General features: G+C 68.9%; 24 protein-coding genes. 13 read left to right on the plus strand and 11 right to left on the minus strand.

What is annotated here, in order from left to right; translation table 11 throughout:
- From pcaF to pcaG, 6 genes are all read left to right on the plus strand, one after another.
- Complete coding sequence (gene pcaF / locus J2847_RS08715; RefSeq protein ID WP_209778635.1) at positions 1–1,200, plus strand: 3-oxoadipyl-CoA thiolase; 1,200 nt, start codon at positions 1–3, stop codon at positions 1,198–1,200.
- A 193-nt stretch (positions 1,201–1,393) separates the two neighbouring features.
- Positions 1,394–2,200: a 3-oxoadipate enol-lactonase gene (gene pcaD / locus J2847_RS08720; protein ID WP_209778636.1), complete on the plus strand. Its 807-nt coding sequence runs from the start codon at positions 1,394–1,396 to the stop codon at positions 2,198–2,200.
- Between the two features lie 24 nt (positions 2,201–2,224).
- Positions 2,225–2,647 (plus strand): 4-carboxymuconolactone decarboxylase, encoded by a 423-nt coding sequence (gene pcaC / locus J2847_RS08725; protein WP_459208592.1) that lies wholly within the window; start codon positions 2,225–2,227, stop codon positions 2,645–2,647.
- Positions 2,648–2,656: 9 nt separating this feature from the next.
- On the plus strand, positions 2,657–4,063 hold the full coding sequence (locus tag J2847_RS08730; protein WP_209778637.1) for a 3-carboxy-cis,cis-muconate cycloisomerase: 1,407 nt from the start codon (positions 2,657–2,659) through the stop codon (positions 4,061–4,063).
- Between the two features lie 74 nt (positions 4,064–4,137).
- Positions 4,138–4,857 (plus strand): protocatechuate 3,4-dioxygenase subunit beta, encoded by a 720-nt coding sequence (gene pcaH, locus J2847_RS08735; RefSeq protein ID WP_085552668.1) that lies wholly within the window; start codon positions 4,138–4,140, stop codon positions 4,855–4,857.
- A gap of 3 nt (positions 4,858–4,860) precedes the next feature.
- Positions 4,861–5,409, plus strand: coding sequence for a protocatechuate 3,4-dioxygenase subunit alpha (gene pcaG, locus J2847_RS08740; RefSeq protein WP_085552667.1), 549 nt, complete (start codon positions 4,861–4,863; stop codon positions 5,407–5,409).
- A 39-nt stretch (positions 5,410–5,448) separates the two neighbouring features.
- On the opposite strand, the gene J2847_RS08745 is transcribed toward pcaG, so the two are convergent.
- From J2847_RS08745 to J2847_RS08755, 3 genes are all read right to left on the minus strand, one after another.
- Complete coding sequence (locus J2847_RS08745; protein ID WP_209778638.1) at positions 5,449–5,832, minus strand: dihydroneopterin aldolase; 384 nt, start codon at positions 5,830–5,832, stop codon at positions 5,449–5,451.
- A 123-nt stretch (positions 5,833–5,955) separates the two neighbouring features.
- Positions 5,956–7,038, minus strand: a complete 1,083-nt coding sequence (locus tag J2847_RS08750) for a site-specific DNA-methyltransferase (protein ID WP_085552665.1) — start codon at positions 7,036–7,038, stop codon at positions 5,956–5,958.
- A gap of 90 nt (positions 7,039–7,128) precedes the next feature.
- Positions 7,129–7,803: a ribonuclease HII gene (locus J2847_RS08755; RefSeq protein WP_209778639.1), complete on the minus strand. Its 675-nt coding sequence runs from the start codon at positions 7,801–7,803 to the stop codon at positions 7,129–7,131.
- 187 nt (positions 7,804–7,990) lie between these two features.
- Here J2847_RS08755 and J2847_RS08760 point away from each other — a divergent pair, with 187 nt between their 5' ends.
- Both J2847_RS08760 and J2847_RS08765 read left to right on the plus strand, forming a co-directional pair.
- Entirely contained in the window at positions 7,991–8,497 is a 507-nt protein-coding gene (locus tag J2847_RS08760) for a YchJ family protein (protein ID WP_209778640.1), read from the plus strand.
- A 209-nt stretch (positions 8,498–8,706) separates the two neighbouring features.
- Positions 8,707–9,303 carry a cold-shock protein gene (locus J2847_RS08765; RefSeq protein ID WP_211114671.1) on the plus strand — a complete coding sequence of 199 codons (597 nt, stop codon included), beginning with the start codon at positions 8,707–8,709 and terminating at the stop codon, positions 9,301–9,303.
- Positions 9,304–9,410: 107 nt separating this feature from the next.
- Here the strand turns inward: J2847_RS08765 and J2847_RS08770 are convergent, their stop codons facing one another.
- From J2847_RS08770 to fliI, 3 genes are all read right to left on the minus strand, one after another.
- Entirely contained in the window at positions 9,411–10,301 is an 891-nt protein-coding gene (locus J2847_RS08770) for a prephenate/arogenate dehydrogenase family protein (RefSeq protein ID WP_209778641.1), read from the minus strand.
- Between the two features lie 323 nt (positions 10,302–10,624).
- Positions 10,625–11,059 (minus strand): flagellar export protein FliJ, encoded by a 435-nt coding sequence (locus J2847_RS08775; RefSeq protein WP_085552659.1) that lies wholly within the window; start codon positions 11,057–11,059, stop codon positions 10,625–10,627.
- Entirely contained in the window at positions 11,056–12,393 is a 1,338-nt protein-coding gene (gene fliI / locus J2847_RS08780) for a flagellar protein export ATPase FliI (RefSeq protein WP_209778642.1), read from the minus strand. The genes J2847_RS08775 and fliI overlap by 4 nt, the downstream gene beginning before the upstream one ends.
- Before the next feature lie 264 nt (positions 12,394–12,657).
- Between fliI and ctrA the strand changes: the two genes are divergently transcribed.
- The 4 genes from ctrA (at position 12,658) to J2847_RS08800 (ending at position 14,419) form a co-directional block, all read left to right on the plus strand.
- The gene (gene ctrA / locus J2847_RS08785) at positions 12,658–13,398 is read left to right on the plus strand and encodes a response regulator transcription factor CtrA (protein WP_085552657.1); all 741 of its coding nucleotides are present in this window, start codon (positions 12,658–12,660) and stop codon (positions 13,396–13,398) included.
- A 253-nt stretch (positions 13,399–13,651) separates the two neighbouring features.
- A complete protein-coding gene (locus J2847_RS08790) occupies positions 13,652–13,861 on the plus strand; it encodes a cold-shock protein (RefSeq protein ID WP_085552656.1) in 210 nt (69 codons plus the stop codon).
- A gap of 82 nt (positions 13,862–13,943) precedes the next feature.
- The gene (locus J2847_RS08795; RefSeq protein WP_085552655.1) at positions 13,944–14,159 is read left to right on the plus strand and encodes a hypothetical protein; all 216 of its coding nucleotides are present in this window, start codon (positions 13,944–13,946) and stop codon (positions 14,157–14,159) included.
- 32 nt (positions 14,160–14,191) lie between these two features.
- Positions 14,192–14,419, plus strand: a complete 228-nt coding sequence (locus J2847_RS08800; protein ID WP_209778643.1) for a hypothetical protein — start codon at positions 14,192–14,194, stop codon at positions 14,417–14,419.
- A gap of 55 nt (positions 14,420–14,474) precedes the next feature.
- Here J2847_RS08800 and J2847_RS08805 read toward each other — a convergent pair whose 3' ends face one another.
- The 5 genes from J2847_RS08805 to J2847_RS08825 form a co-directional block, all read right to left on the minus strand.
- Entirely contained in the window at positions 14,475–15,317 is an 843-nt protein-coding gene (locus J2847_RS08805) for a CheR family methyltransferase (RefSeq protein ID WP_209778644.1), read from the minus strand.
- The gene (locus J2847_RS08810) at positions 15,314–16,411 is read right to left on the minus strand and encodes a protein-glutamate methylesterase/protein-glutamine glutaminase (RefSeq protein WP_209778645.1); all 1,098 of its coding nucleotides are present in this window, start codon (positions 16,409–16,411) and stop codon (positions 15,314–15,316) included. The genes J2847_RS08805 and J2847_RS08810 overlap by 4 nt, the downstream gene beginning before the upstream one ends.
- Before the next feature lie 183 nt (positions 16,412–16,594).
- Positions 16,595–16,960 (minus strand): response regulator, encoded by a 366-nt coding sequence (locus J2847_RS08815; protein WP_209778646.1) that lies wholly within the window; start codon positions 16,958–16,960, stop codon positions 16,595–16,597.
- A gap of 97 nt (positions 16,961–17,057) precedes the next feature.
- Positions 17,058–17,558, minus strand: a complete 501-nt coding sequence (locus J2847_RS08820; protein ID WP_085552651.1) for a chemotaxis protein CheW — start codon at positions 17,556–17,558, stop codon at positions 17,058–17,060.
- A complete protein-coding gene (locus tag J2847_RS08825) occupies positions 17,555–20,332 on the minus strand; it encodes a hybrid sensor histidine kinase/response regulator (RefSeq protein WP_209778647.1) in 2,778 nt (925 codons plus the stop codon). The genes J2847_RS08820 and J2847_RS08825 overlap by 4 nt, the downstream gene beginning before the upstream one ends.
- Positions 20,333–20,534: 202 nt before the next feature.
- Here J2847_RS08825 and J2847_RS08830 point away from each other — a divergent pair, with 202 nt between their 5' ends.
- Positions 20,535–20,708 (plus strand): hypothetical protein, encoded by a 174-nt coding sequence (locus J2847_RS08830; RefSeq protein WP_209778648.1) that lies wholly within the window; start codon positions 20,535–20,537, stop codon positions 20,706–20,708.
- Positions 20,709–20,774: the final 66 nt, after the last annotated feature.

The raw sequence follows: 20,774 nt of genomic DNA on the forward strand, positions 1-20,774 counted from the left end.
ATGCGTGACGCCTACATCTGCGACGCCGTCCGCACCCCGATCGGCCGCTACGCCGGGGCCCTGTCGCCGGTGCGCCCCGACGATCTCGGCGCCGTCCCGCTGAGGGCGCTGATGGAGCGCAACGCCGGGGTCGACTGGGCCGCCGTCGACGACGTGATCTTCGGCTGCGCCAACCAGGCCGGCGAGGACAACCGCAACGTCGCCCGCATGTCCAGCCTGCTGGCCGGCCTGCCGGACGCCGTGCCGGGCACGACGATGAACCGGCTCTGCGGCTCCGGCATGGACGCCGTCGCCACGGCGGCGCGCGCCGTCAAGGCCGGCGAGGCCGAGCTGATGATCGCCGGCGGCGTCGAGAGCATGAGCCGCGCCCCCTTCGTGATGGGCAAGGCGGAGACCGCCTTCGCGCGCGCCGCCGACATCCACGACACCACCATCGGCTGGCGCTTCGTCAACCCGCTGATGAAGGCGAGGTACGGCGTCGATTCGATGCCGGAGACGGCGGAGAACGTCGCCAAGGACTGGAAAATCTCCCGCGCCGACCAGGACGCCTTCGCCCTGCTCAGCCAGCAGCGCGCCGCCCGCGCCATCGCCGAGGGGCGGCTGGCGAAGGAGATCGTCCCGGTGGTGGTCAAGGGCCGCAAGGGCGAGACGGTGGTGTCCACCGACGAGCACCCGCGCGCGACGACGCTGGAGGCGCTGGCCGCGCTGAAGCCGGTGGTCCGCCCCGGCGGCACGGTGACGGCGGGCAACGCGTCGGGCGTCAACGACGGAGCCTGCGCCCTGCTGATCGCGTCCGAGGCGGCGGTCAAGCGTTTCGGCCTGACGCCGCGCGCCCGCATCGTCGGCGGCGCCACCGCCGGGGTGCCGCCGCGCGTCATGGGCATCGGCCCGGCCCCGGCCACCCGCAAGCTGCTGGAGCGGCTTGGGCTCGGCATCGGCGCCATCGACGTCGTCGAGTTGAACGAGGCCTTCGCCGCGCAGGGGCTGGCGGTGCTGCGCGAGCTTGGCCTGCCGGACGACGCGCCGCACGTCAACCCGAACGGCGGCGCCATCGCGCTCGGCCACCCGCTGGGGATGAGCGGCGCGCGGCTGGTGACAACGGCGCTGCACGAGCTGGAGCACGGCGGCGGGCGCCGCGCGCTCTGCACCATGTGCATCGGCGTCGGCCAGGGCATCGCCCTGGTGATCGAGCGGGTGTAGGATTCGGGAACCCCACAGGCGTCAACAAAGCCCCTCTCCCCTCGCGGGAGAGGGGTCGGGGTGAGGGGGCAGAGCGAATTCCTCCGCCTTCGGCGGCTACCCCTCATCCCGACCAGCAATGCCTACGGTCGCCTTTGGCACCCTCCAGCCCCGCCCCACAAGGGGAGAAGGGCCAACGAAACCGGGAGACACCATGCCCTTCATCGACGCCGGCGGCATCACGGTCCACTACGACCTGACCGGCCCGGCCGACGCGCCGGTGCTGCTGTTCGCCAACTCGATCGGCACCAGCTTCCACATCTGGGACGCGATGGTCCCTGTCTTGGCCCAGCGCTACCGGGTGCTGCGCTACGACATGCGCGGCCACGGGCTGACCCAGGCGACGCCGGTGACCGGCGACGCCGGCTACGGCATGGACACGCTGGCCGACGACGCGGCGGCGCTGCTCGACGCGCTGGGCATCGCGCGGGCGCATGTCTGCGGCCTCTCGATCGGCGGGATGATGGCGCAGCGGCTGGCCGTCAAGGCGCCGCGGCGGGTGAACGGCCTGATCCTCTGCGACACCGCCGGGCTGATCGGTCCGCCGTCGGTCTGGGCCGACCGCATCGCGGCGATCCGCGCCCGCGGCATGGCCGGCATCGCCGACGGCGTGATGGCCCGCTGGTTCACCGAGCGTTTCCGCGCCGAGCACCCCGCTCAGGTCAGAGGCTACGCCGCCATGCTCGGCCGGACGACCGAGGACGGCTATGTCGGCTGCGCGATGGCGATCCGCGACGCCGACCTGCGCGCCGCCAACGCCGGCATCGCCGCCCCGACGCTGGTGGTGGTCGGCGACCAGGATCTGGCGACACCGCCGGCCCTGGCCCGCGAACTGGCCGACAGCATCCCCGGCGCCCGCTTCGCCCTGCTGCCCGACGCCGCCCACATCCCCTGCGTCGAGCGCCCGGACGAGCTGGCCGCCCTGATCGACGGGTTCCTGCGCGGCCTGCCACTCCGATAAGACCACACCGACAAGGCCAAGCCGATGACCGACGAGATGCTGGACAAGGATCTGTACGAGCGCGGGCTGGTGGTCCGCCGGGCGGTGCTGGGCGACGCCCATGTCGACCGCTCGCTGGCCCGCGCCACCCCGTTCGACGCCGATTTCCAGGAATACATCACCAAGCAGGCCTGGGGCTCGGTCTGGACCCGGCCGGGGCTGGACATCCGGACGCGCAGCATGCTGACCATCGGCATGCTGGCGGCGCTGGGCAAGGACGGCGAGCTGAAGCTGCACATCCGCGCCACCCGCAACACCGGCGTGACCCGCGACGAGGTGAAGGAGATTCTGCTGCAAACCGCCGTCTACGCCGGGGTCCCCGCCGCCAACCACGCCATCGCGCTGGCCCGCGCCGTCTACGACGAGATGGACGCCGAAGACGCGGCCACGAACGCGCAGGGAGGCTGAGGCCCCGCCATGACCGACCCGCGCCCCGCCGATGCCCCGGCCGATGTCCCGGCCGATGTCCCGGCCAATGTCCTGGCCGATCCGCTGCTCGACCCCCTCTTCACCACCGCCGCGGCGGCGCGCGCCTTCTCCCCCGCCGCGCGCGTGCAGGGGATGCTGGATTTCGAGGCGGCGCTCGCCCGCGCCGAGGCCGCCGTGGGTGTCATCCCGGCGACGGCGGTTCCCGCCATCGCGGCGGCCTGCGACGCGGCCCTCTACGATCCGGCCGGGCTGGGAGCGGAGGCGGCGCTGGCCGGCAACACGGCCATCCCGCTGGTCAAGCACCTGACCGCCAGCGTCAAGGCCGCCGACCCGGACGCCGCGCGCTTCGTCCACTGGGGCGCCACCAGCCAGGACGCCATGGACAGCGGGCTGGTCCTGCAACTGCGCGGCTTCATCGACGGTCTGGACGCCGATCTGGGGAGGCTGGCCGACGCCCTGGCCGCTCTCGCAGACCGCCACCGCGCGACGCCGATGGTGGCGCGCACCTGGCTGCAACACGCGCTTCCCACCACCTTCGGGCTGAAGGCCGCCGGCTGGCTCGACGCGCTCGGCCGCGACCGGCGGCGGCTGGCCGTGGCGCGCGGCGGGCTGGCGCTCCAGTTCGGCGGCGCCGCCGGCACGCTGGCGGCGCTCGGCGAGGCCGGCCCGGCGGTGGCCGAGGCGCTCGCCCGCGAACTGGACCTCCCCCTGCCCGCCCTGCCCTGGCACGCCAGCCGCGACCGGATCACGGAGCCGGCCGCCGCGCTGGGCATCCTCGCCGGCACGCTGGGCACCATCGGCCGCGACGTGTCGCTGATGATGCAGATGGAGGTCGCCGAAGCCTTCGAGCCCGCCGGTCCCGGCCGCGGCGGTTCCTCCACCATGCCGCACAAGCGCAACCCGGTCTCCTGCGCCGTGCTGCTGTCGGCCGCCGTCCGCGCCCCGGCCCTGGTCGGCGGGCTGCTCGCCGCGCAGGTGCAGGAGCACGAGCGCGGCCTGGGCGGCTGGCACGCCGAATGGCAGGCCCTGCCCGACCTCGCCCGCCTCGTCGCCGGGGCCGCCCACCACGCCGCCTCGATGATCGCCGGCCTGACGGTGGACGCCGACCGGATGCGCGCCAACCTCGACCTGACGCGCGGGCTGATCCTGGCGGAAGCGGTGACGATGGCGCTCGGCGGGCGGATGGGTCGGCTCGCCGCCCATTCCCGCGTCGCCGAGGCCAGCCGCCGCGCCGTCACCGAACGCCGCCCCCTGCGCGACGTGCTGGCCGAGGATTCGGAGATCGTCCAGGCGCTCGGGATCGACGAGCTCGACCGGCTGTTCGACCCGCTGAACTACACCGGCTCGGCGGCGGTCTTCATCGACCGCGTGCTGGCGGAGCACGCACGGAATTGAGAGTGCCAACGCGCCGCCAGGCAACGGAAGCGGCGCAGGAGGAGGAAACAATGTCCCCACAGGAGGCGTCCGAGATGGACACGGTCAATCCGGCGGAAGCCGATTTCACCCCGCGCGACTGGGCCCAGCACCCGCCCTACCTGTCGCCCGGCTACAAGTCGACGGTGCTGCGCTCGCCGCGCAAGCCGCTGATCCCGATGAGGCAGAGCCTGTCGGTCCGCACCGGCCCGGCGTTCGGCCATGACAGCCTCGACCCGCTGGATTCCGACCTGACGCAGAACGGCCGCGTCAACGGCGAGGCGATCGGCGAGCGCATCATCGTCACCGGCCGCGTGCTGGACGAGAGCGGCCGGCCGGTGCCCAACACGCTGCTGGAGATCTGGCAGGCCAACGCGACCGGCCGCTACGTCCACCGCTGGGACCAGCACGACGCGCCGATCGACCCGAACTTCTTCGGGGCCGGGCGCTGCATGACCGACGAGCAGGGGCGCTACCGCTTCGTCTCGATCAAGCCCGGCGCCTATCCCTGGGGCAACCACCACAACGCGTGGCGCCCGGCGCACATCCATTTCTCGCTGTTCGGGCCGTCCTTCCTGACCCGGCTGGTCACCCAGATGTATTTCCCCGGCGATCCGCTGCTGCCGCTGGACCCGATCTTCAACGGCGTGCCGGAGGGGTCGCGCGACCTGCTGGTCTCGCGCTTCTCGATCGACGTGACCGAGCCGGTCTGGGCGCTCGGCTACGAATTCGACATCGTCCTGCGCGGACGCCACGCCACGCCGATGGAGGCCTGAACCATGCTGAAGCAGACCCCGTCCCAAACCGTCGGCCCCTATTTCGCCTACGCCTGGACGCCGGAAACCTACGGGCGCCGCCCGCTGGCGACCAACGACCTGACCCGCAACGGCACCACCGGCGAGCACATCCGCCTGGAGGGCGTCGTCTATGACGGCGAGGGCGCCATCGTCCGCGACTGCGTGGTCGAGATCTGGCAGGCCGACGCCGCCGGCAAGCACCAGCCCGGCACCGCCGGCTTCGGCCGCTGCGCCACCAACGATTCCGGCGAGTATCATTTCCACACGGTGAAGCCGGGAGCGCTCGGCGACGGGCAGGCGCCGCACATCGCGGTGACGGTGTTCGCCCGCGGCATGCTGAGCCACGCCTTCACCCGCGTGCATTTCTCCGACGAGGAGAGCGCCAACGCCGCCGACCCGGTGCTGGCGACGGTGCCGGAGGAGCGGCGCGCGACCCTGATCGCCACCCGCGCTGCGGGCAGCTTCGGCACCGTCTACCGTTTCGACATCCGCATCCAGGGCGAGAACGAGACGGTCTTCTTCGACTGCTGAGGGATGCCCTCTCCCGCGCCGGGAGAGGGGGAAAACCCCTTACCCTCTGGCGCGTTCGATCTCGACGCCGACGCTGGCGGCGTCGGGGAACACGTCCAGCTTCTCCACGCGGACCTTCGCCGACGCCACCCGCGCGTCGGCGAGGCAGCGCTCGGCGATCCGCTCGGCCAGCGTCTCCACCAGCGTGACATGGCCCTGCGTCACCACGCCCTTGACCAGCACGGCCATGTCCTCGCCGGTCACGCCGGGCGCCACGACCTCCAGGTCGAGGTTCAGGCGGATGCGCTGGGACTTGATCCGTTCATGCGCGTAGACGCCGATCAGCGCGTCCATAACCAGATCGCGGACGAAGCAGCGGGTGGACAGCACCGCCGGGGCCGAACGCGGCAGCGGGGCGGTGACGGTGGCGAAGAGCTTGTTCATGGGAAACGCCTATACACGGACGGCGGCGCGCTGCCAAGCCGCCGCCGCCGCAAGGCAGGGCCGCCCCGGCGGGCGGCGCTCCGCCGGATGGGCCGGCCCGGCGGATCGGCCCGCTGGACCGGCTCAGTGTGCCTCGGCCCGGATGCGCTCGCGCAGCACGTCGATCGGCTGGAGGGCGTCGCCGTCCTCGTAATGCCAGAAGGTCCAGCCGTTGCAGGCCGGCAGCCCGGCCATGGCGGCGCCCACCTGATGGATCGAGCCGCGATGGTCGCCGCGCGGGCTGGAGCCGATCAGCGTGCCGTCGGCGCGCACCTTGGCGGCGACGCGGCGGCGCTGGTCGAACAGGGTCGAGCCGGGGCGCAGAAGCCCGCGCTCCACCACCCAGCCGAAGGGGATGCGCGGCGCGCTGCGCTTGGGCGGCGTGTCGAGGATGGCGCCCTCCGGAGCCTCCTCCACCGCGTCGATGCGGGCCTGCGCCGCCTTGACGTAGCTGTCGTCGCGCTCCAGCCCGATCCATTTGCGGCCCAGCCGCTTGGCGACGGCGCCGGTGGTGCCGGTGCCGAAGAACGGGTCGAGCACCGTGTCGCCCGGCCGCGACGAGGACATGATGACCCGGTAGAGCAGCGCCTCCGGCTTCTGCGTCGGGTGGGTCTTCTTGCCGTCGCCGTCGCGCAGCCGCTCGCCGCCGGTGCAGATCGGCAGCAACCAATCGCTGCGCATCTGGAGATCCTCGTTGAGGTTCTTCATGGCGTCGTAGTTGAACTGGTAGCGCGCGTCCTTGTCCTTCGACGCCCAGATCATCGTCTCGTGGGCGTTGGCGAAGCGGGTGCCCCGGAAGTTCGGCATCGGGTTGGTCTTGCGCCAGACGATGTCGTTCAGGATCCAGAAGCCCAGATTCTGCAAGGTCGCGCCGACCCGGAAGATGTTGTGGTAGCTGCCGATCACCCACATCGAGCCGTTCGGCTTCAGGATGCGGCGGGCCGCCGCCATCCAGTCGCGGGTGAAGCGGTCGTAGGCCTCGAAATCCTCGAACTTGTCCCACTCGTCGTCCACCCCGGCGACGCGGGAATGGTTCGGCCGCAGCAGCTCACCCCCCAATTGGAGGTTGTAAGGCGGGTCGGCGAAGACGAGATCGACCGACTCGGCCGGCAGCTCGTTCATGAGAGCGATGCAATCGCCGACGAGGATACGATTGTGAGGGAGCATTGGGGCAACCGAATGAAGCGGGGACTCGGCCGGACAATGAGTCGGGCCCGAGTCGCCGTCAACAGCTTTTTTCGGCAAGAGTCAGGAGAGTCAGCCGGTTATGGCCTTTTGCCGGGCGACTGGTGCAAAAGAGACTCGGTGGTGCGGCGTGACGCCGTGGACACTCAGCGCGGCCAGATGCTCGGGCGTCGGGTAGCCGGCGTTGCGGTCCCAGCCATAGTGTGGATGCCCGGCCGACAACCGCAACATCTCGCTGTCGCGCGCCACTTTGGCGAGAATTGACGCGCAGGCGATGGATTGGCTGCGGCTGTCGCCCTTGACCACCGCCACCGCCTCGCAGCCGATGTCGGGGAGGAATTTTCCGTCGATCAGGGCGGCGTCCGGCGCCGCGCCCGCCAGGGCGTGGTAGGCGCGCTTCATGGCGAGCAGCGTCGCCTTGTGGATGTTCAGCGCGTCGATCTCGGCCGCCGACGCCTCGGCGATGGCGAAGGCGAGCGCGTGGGCGCGGATGGCCGGCTCGATCTCCTCGCGCAGGCGGCGGGCGAGCGCCTTGCTGTCGTCGATCAGGGCGGCGATCTCCGGCGGCAATCCCTCGGGCGGCAGCACGACGGCGGCGGCGACCACCGGCCCGGCGAGCGGCCCGCGCCCCACCTCGTCGATGCCGCAGACCCGGCGGCCGGGACCGAAGGCGGCCTCGAGGGACAGGTCGGGGCGGTGGCGGGGCGCCGGGGCGCGCGGCGTGGCGGAGGCGGCTTTGCGGGGCATGGTGGAATCGCGAGGTGGGGAGGAACGGTCCGCTTGATAGCGACCGCCGGCCGCCGGCGGCAAGGACCGCGCGCCTCCTCCCTGCCCATCTTTTGATCTGTCCCCTTGAGAAGCGGTTCGCGGCTGCGGTATGGATGCGCCCCGCGACGGCATGGCGCCGCCGCGTGCCAGCCGGGATCCGCTCGCCATGACCGCCGAAACCACCCCCGCTTCCGCCGAATGCCCCTGCCGGTCCGGCAAGAGCCTGGACGCCTGCTGCGGCCCCTATCTGGCCGGCCTGCCCGCCCCGACGGCGGAGGCGCTGATGCGGTCGCGCTATTCGGCCTTCGCCACCGGCAACATCGACTATCTGCACGACACGCTGCTGCCCAACACCCGCGACGACTTCAACCGCGAGGAGATCGAGAACTGGGCGAGGAACAGCGTCTGGACCGGGGTGGAGATCCGTGGGACCGAGGCCGGCCAGCCGGGCGACAGCGAAGGGGTGGTCGAGTTCGTCGCCCGCTTCTCGATGAACGGCAAGCCGATGACCCACCACGAGACCAGCCGCTTCGCCCACCAGGACGGCCGCTGGTACTACGTCGACGGCACGCTGGGCGCCCGTCCGCGCAGCGGCCCCAAGGTCGGCCGCAACGATCCCTGCCCGTGCGGCAGCGGCAAGAAGTACAAGAAATGCCACGGGGCGGCGGCCTGATTCGGTCGTCCTCCACCCGCGATGCGGTTGTCCGGCTTGTTTCATCGCCCCCGACGCGCCCGCCCGGCGGGCCGCGATCGGGGTTTCTCGAGTCTTTCGTGCGCCCCGATGCGATCCTGATTGAAATATGATCGGGAACGGATCATCTTCCGCGTGCCGTGTTCCGGCGTTTCGGAGTGCGGCCTATCACGACAGATGAGACTACACTGATGTTCGACCGTCCGCAGCGCAACAACAACTCCTTCCGCGCTCCCGAGATCACCCAGCGCGACATCCGCGCCACCGTCAAGTGGTTCAACGCCACCAAGGGCTTCGGCTTCGTCACGCCCGAAGACGGTTCGCCGGATGCTTTCCTGCATTCCACGGTTCTGCAATTCTGCGGACATGACAGCCTGGACGAAGGCGCCACCATCACCTGCGATCTGTCGCGCGGCCCGAAGGGCCCGCAGGTTGCCACCATCCACGCCGTCGACACCTCGACGGCGGCCCCCAGCCGTCCGGCGCGCCCGGCGCGCGAGCGTGACTCCTGGGGCAATGACGGCGGTTACGGCGGCGGCGGCTACAGCAGCCGCGGCGGCTACGGCGACGACGCCGACGGCGAGGTCGTCGACGGCACGGTGAAGTGGTTCAACGTCACCAAGGGCTTCGGCTTCATCGCCCCGGCCACCGGCGGCAAGGACATCTTCGTCCACATCCGCGCTCTGGAGCGTTCGGGCATCCAGGGTCTGTCGGACGGCGAGCAGGTCCGCGTCACCATCCGCCAGGGCGCCAAGGGTCCGGAAGCTCAGCGCATCGAGCTGCCGTAATCTCGTCTCGTGATGTGATGTGAAAAGCCCCCCGCTCCACCGGAGCGGGGGGCTTTTTGCTGGCCCGACGCGGGACGATCCGGCCCGAAGACGGCCGGGAGCGTGGATCACGCCTGCTTGGCGTCGATGATGCCGCGTCGGATGGCGCGGGTCTTGGTGAACTGGTCCTGCAACTGCTGCCCCTCGCCCCAACGGATGGCGCGCTGGAGGGCGGTCAGATCCTCGGTGAAGCGCTGGAGGATCTCCAGGACCGCCTCGCGGTTGTTCAGGAACACGTCGCGCCACATCACCGGGTCGCTGGCGGCGATGCGGGTGAAGTCGCGGAAACCGCCGGCCGAGAATTTGATGACCTCGGACTTGGTGTCGTCCTCCAGGTCCGACGCGGTGCCGACGATGGTGTAGGCGATCAGGTGCGGCAGGTGGGACGTGATGGCCAGCACCCGGTCATGGTGGTTGGCGTCCATGATCTCGACCGTGGAGCCGACCCGGCGCCACAGCTCCGTCACCTTGTCCAGAGCCGTGGCGTCGGCGCCGGTCGGCGGGGTCAGGATGCACCAGCGGCCCTGGAACAGGCTGGCGAAACCGGCCTCCGGCCCGGAATGCTCGGTGCCGGCGACCGGATGGCCGGGAATCAGATGCACGCCGTCCGGCAGGTTGGGGCCGACGTCGCGGAACACCGCCTGCTTCACCGACCCGACGTCGGTCACGATGGTGCCGGGGGCCAGATGCGGGCCGATGCGCTCGCCCACCTCGGCGAAGCTGCCGACCGGGGTGGCGAGCACCACCAGATCGGCGCCGTCCAGCGCGACCTCGATCTCGGTCGTCGCCATCTCGACGATGCCCAGTTCCATCGCCTTGACGCAGGCGTCCTTGCTGCGGTCGGCGCAGACCACCTGCCGGGCGATCCCATACTCCGCCATCGCCCGCGCCAGGGAGGAGCCGATCAGACCGATGCCGACGATGGCGACGCGGTCGAACAGGGGAGCGGTGTCGGTCATGGGGATCCACCGAAGACGGGTTGCGGAGGCGAAAAACGCCCCGTTTTAAACCACCTCGGCGCGGATGGACCAAGCGAAACTTTGCGGAGCGCGGAGAGGACCCGACCGGAAAGGCCCGCGGGATGGGGCTTTGATTCTTGACACAGATGAACACAGATGGACACAGATGAATATCGATTGTTTTTCATGAACTCCTCAGCATCGGGAAACTCATCGGTGCAATCCGGAGATCATCTCCGTTCATCTGTGTCCATCTGTGTCCATCTGTGTTCATCTGTGTCAAAAAAAAACGGGGCGAACATCCTTGCCCTTCTCAAGGAACATCACCCGCCCGCCGCCTCTTCCTCCGCCTGCCGGCGCCGGAAACCGATCAGCGCGGTTTCGTCCAGCATGTTGGCGTCCTTGCGCTTCTGCTTCTCCTTCTCGCGCTTCAGCCGCTCCTCCTCGGCCAGCTCGTAGCGCTTCAACTCCTGGTAAGCCTCGGCCATCTGGTCGGTCGCCACCGAGATCTGCACCTCGACCTGAGCCAGTGATTCACCGAGCCGCCGCCCGCGCTCCAGCGCCGCCTGGGCGAAGTTCGCGTAGGTGAAGGACACCGCGAAATCCTCGCGGGCGGTCGCCTGCTCGCGGGCGATCTCCTCCTTCAGGCGCTCGATCTCCGCCTTCAGGCGGTCGCCGAGATTCTGCAATTCGGCCAGCACACGGCGCTTCTCGTCGAGCTGGAGCTTTTGCAGGCGGATGATGGTCTTGAGGCTCATTGCGGCCACTGCACCCCGAAGATTTCAGCCAGAAGGGCGTAGCTGGTCGCCAGATCGGTCGATTCCCGCTTGCCCTGCTTCAAGAAGGCCTCCAATGCCGGCTGGTAATGGATGGCTTCGTCCACCTGCGGGTCGGAGCCCTTGCGGTAGGCGCCCAGCCGGATCATCTCCGCCATGTTGTCGTAGGAGGACAGCAGGCGCCGCGCGTGCCCGACCAGCTCGTTCTCGTTCCGGGAATTGCAGCCCGGCATGGTGCGCGAGACGCTGCGCAGGATGTTGATGGCCGGATAGCGCCCGCGCTCGCCGATCTGGCGCTCCAGCACGATGTGGCCGTCGAGGATGCCGCGCACCGCGTCGGCGATCGGCTCGTTGTGGTCGTCGCCCTCGACCAGCACGGTGAAGAGCCCGGTGATCGAGCCCGAGCCGACCAGCCCCGGCCCGGCGCGCTCCAGCAGGCGGGGCAGCTCGGCGAAGACGGTCGGCGGGTAGCCCTTGGTCGTCGGCGGCTCGCCGGCCGACAGGCCGATCTCGCGCTGGGCCATGGCGAAGCGGGTCACGCTGTCCATCATGCACAGCACGTTGCGGCCCTCGTCGCGGAAATGCTCGGCGACCGCCAGCGTCATGTAGGCGGCCTGCCGGCGCATCAGCGGCGCCTCGTCGGAGGTGGCGCAGACGACGATGCTGCGCGCCAGCCCCTCCTCGCCGAGATCCTCGGTGATGAACTCCTGCAACTCGCGGCCGCGCTCGCCGATCAGCCCGATCACCGCGATCTCGGCGCCGGAGAAGCGCGCCAGCATCGACATGACCGACGACTTGCCGACGCCCGAGCCGGCGAAGATGCCCATGCGCTGCCCCAGGCAGCAGGTCAGGAAGGCGTTGATGGCGCGGATGCCGAGGTCGAGCTTCTCGCCGACCCGCGCGCGGGCGTGGGCGTTGGGCGGGTTGTTGCGGATCGGCGTGGCGCGGGGGCCCTTGGGCAGCGGCCCCTTGCCGTCCACCGGCTCGCCCAGCGCGTTGACCACGCGGCCGAGCCAGGCGTCGGTCGGGAAGATCGAGGGCTGGTCGCCCGCCACCAGCGCCCGGCAGCCGAGCCCCACCCCGTCGAGCGCGCCGAACGGCATCAGCAGCGCGCGGCCCTGGCGGAAGCCGACCACCTCGCAGGGGATGTGCCGGCCGTCGCGCGTCTCGACGAGGCAGCGGCCGCCGACCGACAGCTCCTTCTCGATGCCGCCGACCTCGACCATCAGGCCGGACACGGCGGTGACGCGGCCGAAGCGGCTGTGGCCCGGAATGGCGTCGATGTCGCGGATCAGCTGGGCGATGTCGGCTGGCATGGTCCCGGTCCAGAGCGTCGGAACGAAAAGGGCGGCGAAGGGTTAACAAAGAGGAGGTAGAGCGGTGGACCCGTTTTCCGTTAACCACCATGTCCGCATCTTCCGATGGAAGCATTAACGTTGGATGAAGCGCATCACGCTGGCGTTAAGCTGAATCGTCTGTTAACTTGTGTAAACGGCGGGGGGTAAACCGTTCATGAAGGAGCGGGTGCCGCGCCAGGGTTCCGGTTGCGAAAGCGCGCCATCAAACGTCGGGATATCGCCATGAGGGTTCTGCTGGTTGAAGACGACTCCTCCGTCGCCAAAAGCATCGAATTGATGCTGAACACGGAAGGGTTCATCGTCGACTCTACCGACCTGGGTGAAGACGGGCTGGAGATCGGCAAGCTCTACGATTACGACATCATCATCCTCGATCTGATGTTGCCGGACATCGACGGGTACGAGGTGCTGCGCCGCCTGCGCGCTGCCCGCGTCACCACGCCGATCCTGATCCTCTCGGGCCTCACCGAGATGGACAACAAGATCAAGGGGCTGGGTTTCGGCGCCGACGATTACCTGACCAAGCCGTTCGACAAGCGCGAGCTGATCGCCCGCATCCAGGCGATCGTCCGCCGGTCCAAGGGCCATTCCGACAGCGTCATCCGCACCGGCCGCCTGACCGTCAACCTCGACACCCGCACGGTGGAGGTCGACACCCAGCCGCTGCACCTGACCGGCAAGGAATACGGCATCCTGGAGTTGCTGAGCCTGCGCAAGGGCACCACCCTGACCAAGGAGATGTTCCTCAACCATCTCTATGGCGGGATGGACGAGCCGGAACTGAAGATCATCGACGTCTTCGTCTGCAAGCTGCGCAAGAAGCTGGCCGCCGCCACCCAGGGCGACAACTACATCGAGACGGTGTGGGGCCGCGGCTATGTGCTGCGCGACCCGCACGAGGCGATCGCCGAGGGCAACCCGCCCCCGCCGCCCCGCGTGCAGCAGCAGCAGCCGACGGGCTGAAGGCCGCTGCTTTCCCCGCTCTTTCCCTTGGGTTCCCGCGCGCCGGCGTGGCCATATTTCCAGGCTCCGCCGGTTTTCGCTTGAACAGGGTGGGTGCAGCCCCCACTTCTAGGGTGTCATTCTGCTTCGGACTGCCCGGGCCTGTTACGCCCACGATCTCGCTTCGCGAGCTTGCCAGATTGCGGCCAATCCAAAATCCAGTCTGATGCGGCGCATCGGTGATGCGCCGCCACTAGCGCTATGGGAGACAGAGATGCCCGTCGGCACCGTCAAATGGTTCAACAGCACCAAGGGCTTCGGTTTCATTCAGCCGGAAAGCGGCGGGGCGGATGTGTTCGTTCACATCTCCGCCGTCGAGCGCGCCGGGCTGCGCAGCCTGCTGGAAGGCCAGAAGGTTTCCTACGAAGAGCAGCGCGATCCGAAGCGTGGCAAGACCTCGGCGGAAAACCTGAAGGCGGTCTGATCCGTCTTTAGCGATTCCAGAGAAAAGGGCATCGGGAAACCGATGCCCTTTTTCCGTGTTTCCCGATCCGGAGTCCGCACCCATGGCCTTCAAACCGAATTACAACCAGCAGCGCGCCGAGCGCAACCGCGCCAAAGAGCAGAAGAAGCAGGAAAAGTTGCAGCGCCGCGAGGAGGAGGTGGCCGCCCGCCGCGCCGCCGGCCTGCCGCCCGACCTTGATTCCGAGGTTGGCGACGCCGACAAGCTCGCGGACGACGCGCCCGGCCAAACGGACACCGAGACGACCGGCAACGGTTGAGTCACCGATCACGCCTTTCAGGAGAGTGCGACATGGCACGCAGCAAGAAACAGCCGGCGGACGCCAGCTTCATCCTCTACGACGTCTTCTACCAGGACGGCGCCCGCACCTCGAACCGCAAGGTTCCGACGGCCGAAATCGACAGCTTTGACAACGAAGCCTCGGTCCGCGCCTTCATCGAGGCGCAGGATCGCAAGATTGCCGAAATGTCGGGAAACCCGCGCGGGCCGATCAAGTCGATCACCCGCTCGGACGCCTGAGCGCCGGCCGGCACCCCGCCCTCAGGGATGCGCCATCAGGGATGCGGGAGGCGGATCAGCCCGCCGCCTTCATCCCCGCGGCCGAGAAGCCGCCCAGGCTGTAGAGGCCACGCTGGCCCTCGACCGGCTTGAAACGGTCGGTGATGCCCAGCACGGTCTCGGCGCCGCCGAGATAGAGCACGCCATCCTGCGGCATCTGGCGGGCGATGGCCTCCAGCACCTTGGCCTTGGTCGGCCCATCGAAATAGATCAGCACGTTGCGGCAGAAGACGATGTCGAACTGCCCCAGCGGCGACAGGTCGCCCAGCAGATTCCATTCCCGGAACGACGCCATCTGGCGAAGCTGCGGGCTGATCTGCCACTTGTCCCCGTTCTGCTTGAAATGCTTCACCAGCATGGTGATCGGCAGGCCGCGCTGCACCTCGAACTGGGTGTAGACTCCGGCCTTGCAGCGCTCCACCATCTCGCCCGAGATGTCGGTGCCGACGATCTCGATCCGCCAGCCGGCCAGCTTGGCCGCCTCGTCGTTCAGGATCATCGCCAGCGAATAGGCTTCCTGGCCGGACGAGCAGGCGGCCGACCAGATGCGCAAGCTCCGCTTGGCCGCCCGCGTTTCCATCAGCCGCGGCAGCACGAGCTGGCGGAACTGGTCGAACGGCTTCTGGTCGCGGAAGAAGGACGATTCGTTGGTCGTCATCGCTTCCGTGATGTCGCGGAGCAGCGCCTCGTCCTTGCGGGTGCGGACGGTGGTCGCCAGCTCCTCCAGCCCCTTCATGTTCCATTTGCGGGCCACCGGCATCAGCCGGGATTCCAGCAGATAGGCCTTGTCGCGGGTCAGGACCAAGCCGGAGCGCTGCTTGAGCAGCGTGGAGAACATGTCGAAATCTTCGACTCTCATGCTGCCCTCGAGGCGAACTTGCGGATGTAGGGACCGATTTCCTTGAGCGGCAGGATCGACTGGCAGATGCCGGCCTGGGCCACCGCGCCCGGCATGCCCCAGACGACGCTCGACGCCTCGTCCTGGGCGATCAGGGTGCCGCCGCCGTTGACGACGTCGGTGCAGCCCTTCAGCCCGTCCTGCCCCATGCCGGTCAGGATGCAGGCCAGGATCTTGCGCCCGCCATAGGCCTTCAGGATCGACCGCATCATCGGGTCGACCGCCGGCCGGCAGAAATTCTCGGGCGGATCCTTGGTCAGCGAAATCACGTTCACCCCGGCCCGCTGGGCCACCAGCATGTGGAAGTCGCCGGGCGCGATGTAGCAGCGGTTCGGCACCACCGGCTCGCCGTCCTTCGCCTCCTGGGCGTTGATGCCGCATTGGCGGGTGATGTGCTCGGCCAGGATGGTGGTGAAGGTCGCCGGCATGTGCTGGGTGATCAGGATCGGCTGGGTGACGCCGCCCTTCATGTGCGACAGCACCTCGAACAGCGCCTGAGGCCCGCCGGTGGAGCTGCCGATGGCGATCACGTCGGGCTTCACCTGGAGGCCGACCGGCGCCGGCCGGGTGGTGATCGGCCCGACCTCGCGCTTCAGCGCCGACAAAGGCAGCGGCGCCGGCGACAGCGGACGGATCTCGCCGCGGGTCCGCGATCCGGCGCGGCGGGCGGCGGCGCCCAGCGCCTTGACCTTGGACACCAGCTCGCGCTTGAAATCCTCGGCCCCGCCGATCTCGCGGGTCGAGGTCGGCTTGGGGATATAGTCGGCGGCCCCGGCCGACAGGCAGCGGATCGACACGTCGGCCCCGCGCAGCGTCAGCGTCGAGGCCATGATGATCTTGACCTGCGGCGCCACCGCCAGCAGCTTCGGGATGGCGGTCAACCCGTCCATCACCGGCATCTCGATGTCGAGCACGATGACGTCGATCGAGTTGCGCTGGAGCGAGTTGACGGCCATCTGGCCGTCGCCGACCGAGGTCACGACGCGGATGTCCGCGTCGCCTTCCAGCGCGCGGGTCAGCAGGCCACGGATGACCGCGGAATCATCGACCACCATGACGCGGATGGGATCCGCGCCGCCCGCCCCGGAGCCGCCCCCGGAGCCGCCAAGCCCCGAACCGGTCGTCGTTCCCAGGCCGGCCGGCCGCGCGGCGCTGAAGGGTCTGCCAAAACTGTCCGACATAACGGCGAATCGCCTTTCAATCCAACACCGGGACGGTTGCTGCGCGGCGCCGACGCGTCACAGCAGCCCGACCTGGGCGAATTTGGTCTGGATGATGTCGCTGTCGAAGGGCTTCATGATGTATTCGTTGGCCCCGGCCGACAGCGCCTCCTGGATGTGGGCGAGATCATTCTCGGTCGTGCAGAACACCACCTTGGGGAAATCGCCGCCGCTCATCTTGCGCAGGCGGCGCAGGAACTCGATCCCCGTCATCACCGGCATGTTCCAGTCCAGCAGGATGGCGTCGGGCATCTGCCTCGCGCAGGCCTCCATCGCCTGCTTGCCGTCCTCGGCCTCGGTGCAGGCGAAGTTCAGTTCCTCGAGGATCTTGCGGGCAACCTTGCGCACGACTCGACTGTCATCGACCACCAGACAGGATTTCATCTCGGTAGAGCCTCGGGCATGCGGAAATTCCGGCGGAGGGGCCGGGAAGGGGTCACACCCTCCCCGGTCCGGTGGGCGGCGTCAAGCCGCCCCGACTTTAAGCCGCCTCGACGGTCGTGAAGTTCAGCAGGCGCGGAACGTCGAGAACCACCATCAGCTGGCCGTTCAGGCGGTAGATGCCGGTCGACACCTCGCGCCAGCGCGGATCCAGCGTCGCCGGGTTGCGCTCGAAATCCTCGTTGGTGAGGCTCAGCACCTCGCCGACCGAGTCGACCATCAGGCTGTACAGCTCGCCGCGCAGGTCGACGACGATGGACATGCCGGGCTTGTCCTTCGGCCGGCCGGTCAGGCCGAGCCGCAGGCGGACGTCGATCGCGGTGACGATGCGGCCGCGCAGGTTCAGCGAGCCGGCCACCTCGGGCGGCGCCAGCGGGATCCGGGTGATCCGCTGATGCCCCAGCACGTCCTGCACCTGAAGGACCGGGATGCCGAACATCTGGTCGGCGATCGTCATGGTCACGTAATCCTGGTTGCCGGTGGCGACGAGGTCGTCGCCCTTCGACTTCCGGACGGTGGACGGCAGCTTGGCGTTGCTCATGCGGCACCTTTCTGTTCGGTCAGCGTCTGCTGGAGGGCGTAGAGCAGCGCGTCACGGTCGAACTTGGCGACATAGTCGTTGAAACCGGCGATCCGGCCGCGATCGAGGTCGCGCGGGCTGGCGTGGCTCGACAATGCCACCATCGGCACATGATGCCAACGGCTGCCGTGGCGGACCGCCTCGGCGAAGTCGAAGCCGCTCATGCCCGGCATCTCGATGTCCGACACGATGACGTCGAAGTCCTCGCCGGCCTCGCACAGCGCCAGCGCGTCGCCGGCGTTCTCCACCGCCGTCACGTCGTAGCCGGCGACCGACAGCAGCGGCGTCAGCAGGTTGCGGAAGAAGGGGCTGTCGTCGACCAGCAGCACGCGCTGGAGCTTCTCCTCCTCGAACCCCTCGTTGGTGGCCGAGCCGAACCAGTCCTTGTAGGCCTGGGTCAGGAAGAAGCCGGCGTCGATGACCTCCGTCGCCTTGCCGGCGATGATCGCCGAGCCCATCAGGCCGGGACGCTCGGCGGCGAGCTGGACCTGGAGCTTCTCCTCGACGATGTCGACGATCTCGTCGACGATCAGGCCCATCGAGCGGTCGCCGTCGGCGAAGACCAGCACCGGCTGGCGGCCTTCCTGGCCGATCATGAAGTTGGGGTCGATCGGGACCAGCGGCATCAGCTTGCCGCGGTACTGGACCATCGGCAGGCCGTTGGACATCTCGACCGTGGCGAGATCGACGTCCTCCAGGCGGGCGACCAGCGACAGCGGCACCGCCTTGGGCGCGCCCTCCCCGGCGCGGAACAGCAGGAGCGCCATCTTGTCCTCCTGGCGCTGGGTCTGGACGGTGGCCGCCTCCTTGCCGGCGCTCTCGCCACCGCCCAGCTCGCCGGTGGCCGACGCGATGCCGTTGGGGTCGAGGATCATGATCACCGAGCCGTCGCCCAGGATCGTGTTGCCCGAGAACATCTCGATGTGGCGCAGGATCGGGGCGACCGGCTTGACGACGATTTCCTCGGTGTCGAACACGCGGTCGACCATGATGCCGAAGGTGTAGGTGCCGACCTGGGTGACGACGATGAAGGTCTCGTCCTCGGTCTTCTTGGCGGCCTCGGCGGCGTCGTCGAGCCTGAGGAGCTGCTGGAGCGAGACCAGCGGCAGCAGGCGGTTGCGCAGGCGCAGCACCGGCGTGCCCTTCAGGCGCTCGATGGTGTGCTCGCTGTCGGCGGCGGCGCGCACCAGCTCGACCACGCTGATCTGCGGGATGGCGAAGCGCTCGCCGGCGCACTCGACGATCAGGGCGGAGACGATGGCCAGCGTCAGCGGGATCTTGATGACGAAGGTCGACCCCTTGCCCTGGGTCGACTTGATCTCGATCGTGCCGCCGATCTTCTCGATGTTGGTCTTGACCACGTCCATGCCGACGCCGCGGCCCGACACGTTGGTGACCTTCGCCGCGGTCGAGAAGCCGGGCTTCATGATGAACTGGATGATCTGCTGGTCGGTCATCGACGCCAGCTCGATCTCCGAGGCCATGTTGTTCTGGATGGCCTTCTGCTTGATCCGGTCGATCGCCAGACCCTTACCATCATCCTGGATCTCGATGATGATGTGGCCGCCCTCGTGATAGGCGTTGAGGGTGATGCGGCCGGTCTCGATCTTGCCGGCCTTGACGCGCTCGGCCGGGATCTCCAACCCATGGTCGGCGCTGTTGCGCACCATGTGGGTCAGCGGATCCTTGATCAGCTCCAGCACCTGGCGGTCCAGCTCGGTGTCGGCGCCGAGCATCTGGAGGTCGATCTTCTTGTTCAGTTCGTGCGCGAGATCGCGCACCAGGCGCGGCAGCTTGGCCCAGGCGTTGCCGATCGGCTGCATGCGCGTCTTCATGACGCCTTCCTGCAACTCGGACGTCACATGGTTCAGGCGCTGCAAGGGCGCGGCGAACTCGCTCTCCTTCTGGGACCGGAGGATCTGGAGCAGCTGGTTGCGGGTCAGCACCAGCTCCGAGACCATGGTCATCAGGTTTTCGAGCAGGTCGACGTTGACGCGGATGGTCTGGGCGGCGACCGCCGATTCCTTGGTCGCGGCCTCGGTGCCGCCGTCGTTGCCGCCAGCGCCGCCGCCGGTGACCGGGGTCGCGGCGACCGGAACCTTGGCGGCGGGAACCGGCTCCGGTTCCGGAACGACCAGATCCTGGGAGGGGGCGGGCTCATCGGCCGGCTCGGGCGCGCGGGGCGCCAGCGCGGTGCTGGCCGGGGCGGGAACCGGGGTCGCCGGGCCGGGCGTGGAATTCCACAGCGCCTCCAGCTCGTCGAGCGTCACCGGGCGCTCCTCCGCGGCGGCGACGGCCGGGGCGGTGGGGGCGGCGGGCGGCGGGGCGGCGGCCGGAGCCGGGGCGGGGCCGCCCAGCTTGCCTTCGGCGCACAGGTTCAGCCGCTCGATCAGCGGCAGGTCGTCGCCCGGCGGCTCGGCCTCGGTGGCCTCCAGCACGGCGAGCAGGCTCTTGATGGTGTCGAGCGCCTGGAGGATCAGCGAGACCGCTTCCGGGTTGATCGTCAGTTCGCCGTCGCGGAACTTGCCGAGCACGTTCTCCGACGCGTGCGCCACCTTCTCCAGGCGCGGCAGGCCGAGGAAGCCGCAGGTGCCCTTGATGGTGTGGACGAGGCGGAAGATGTTCGACAGCAGTTCCGGATTGTTGGGATTCTGCTCCAATCGGACCAACTCGACGTCGAGCACCGATAGGTTTTCGTTGGTTTCCGTCAGAAATTCGGAGAGCAGATCATCCATGTCGCATTCCCCAGGCCCAATGTTATGGTCCGTGCCGGCCCGCGGCCCGAACGGGCGACGTCGAGCGTCGCCGGTTGCGTTCCAGTCCAGGTGTGACCGGAGCGTGTCAAACACTGATTAAGAGAACCTTACCTCTTTTGATAGGGACGTTCGTGCAACACCCCGCCGAGGAAACGCGGCGCGGATTGTCACAGGAGGACCGATGAAGGATGCGGATCTCGCCAAGGCCGTGCGCGACGCGGTGGCAACCCTGAACGAGGCGCTGGCCCAGGCGGCGCGGCACAATCTGGCGGTGACGCTGCGCACCACCGCGCACCAGACGACCGGCGGGGTCGAGCGGGTCGTGGTGGAGCCGCGCATCTTCAAGCAGCTGTGAGGGGCCGTCCGGCCGGCAACCCCCTGTCTTCCCCCGCGTACCGTCATGACCGGGACAGGCCCGGTC

The sequence above is a fragment of the Azospirillum agricola genome (assembly GCF_017876095.1).
GTDB lineage: Bacteria > Pseudomonadota > Alphaproteobacteria > Azospirillales > Azospirillaceae > Azospirillum > Azospirillum agricola.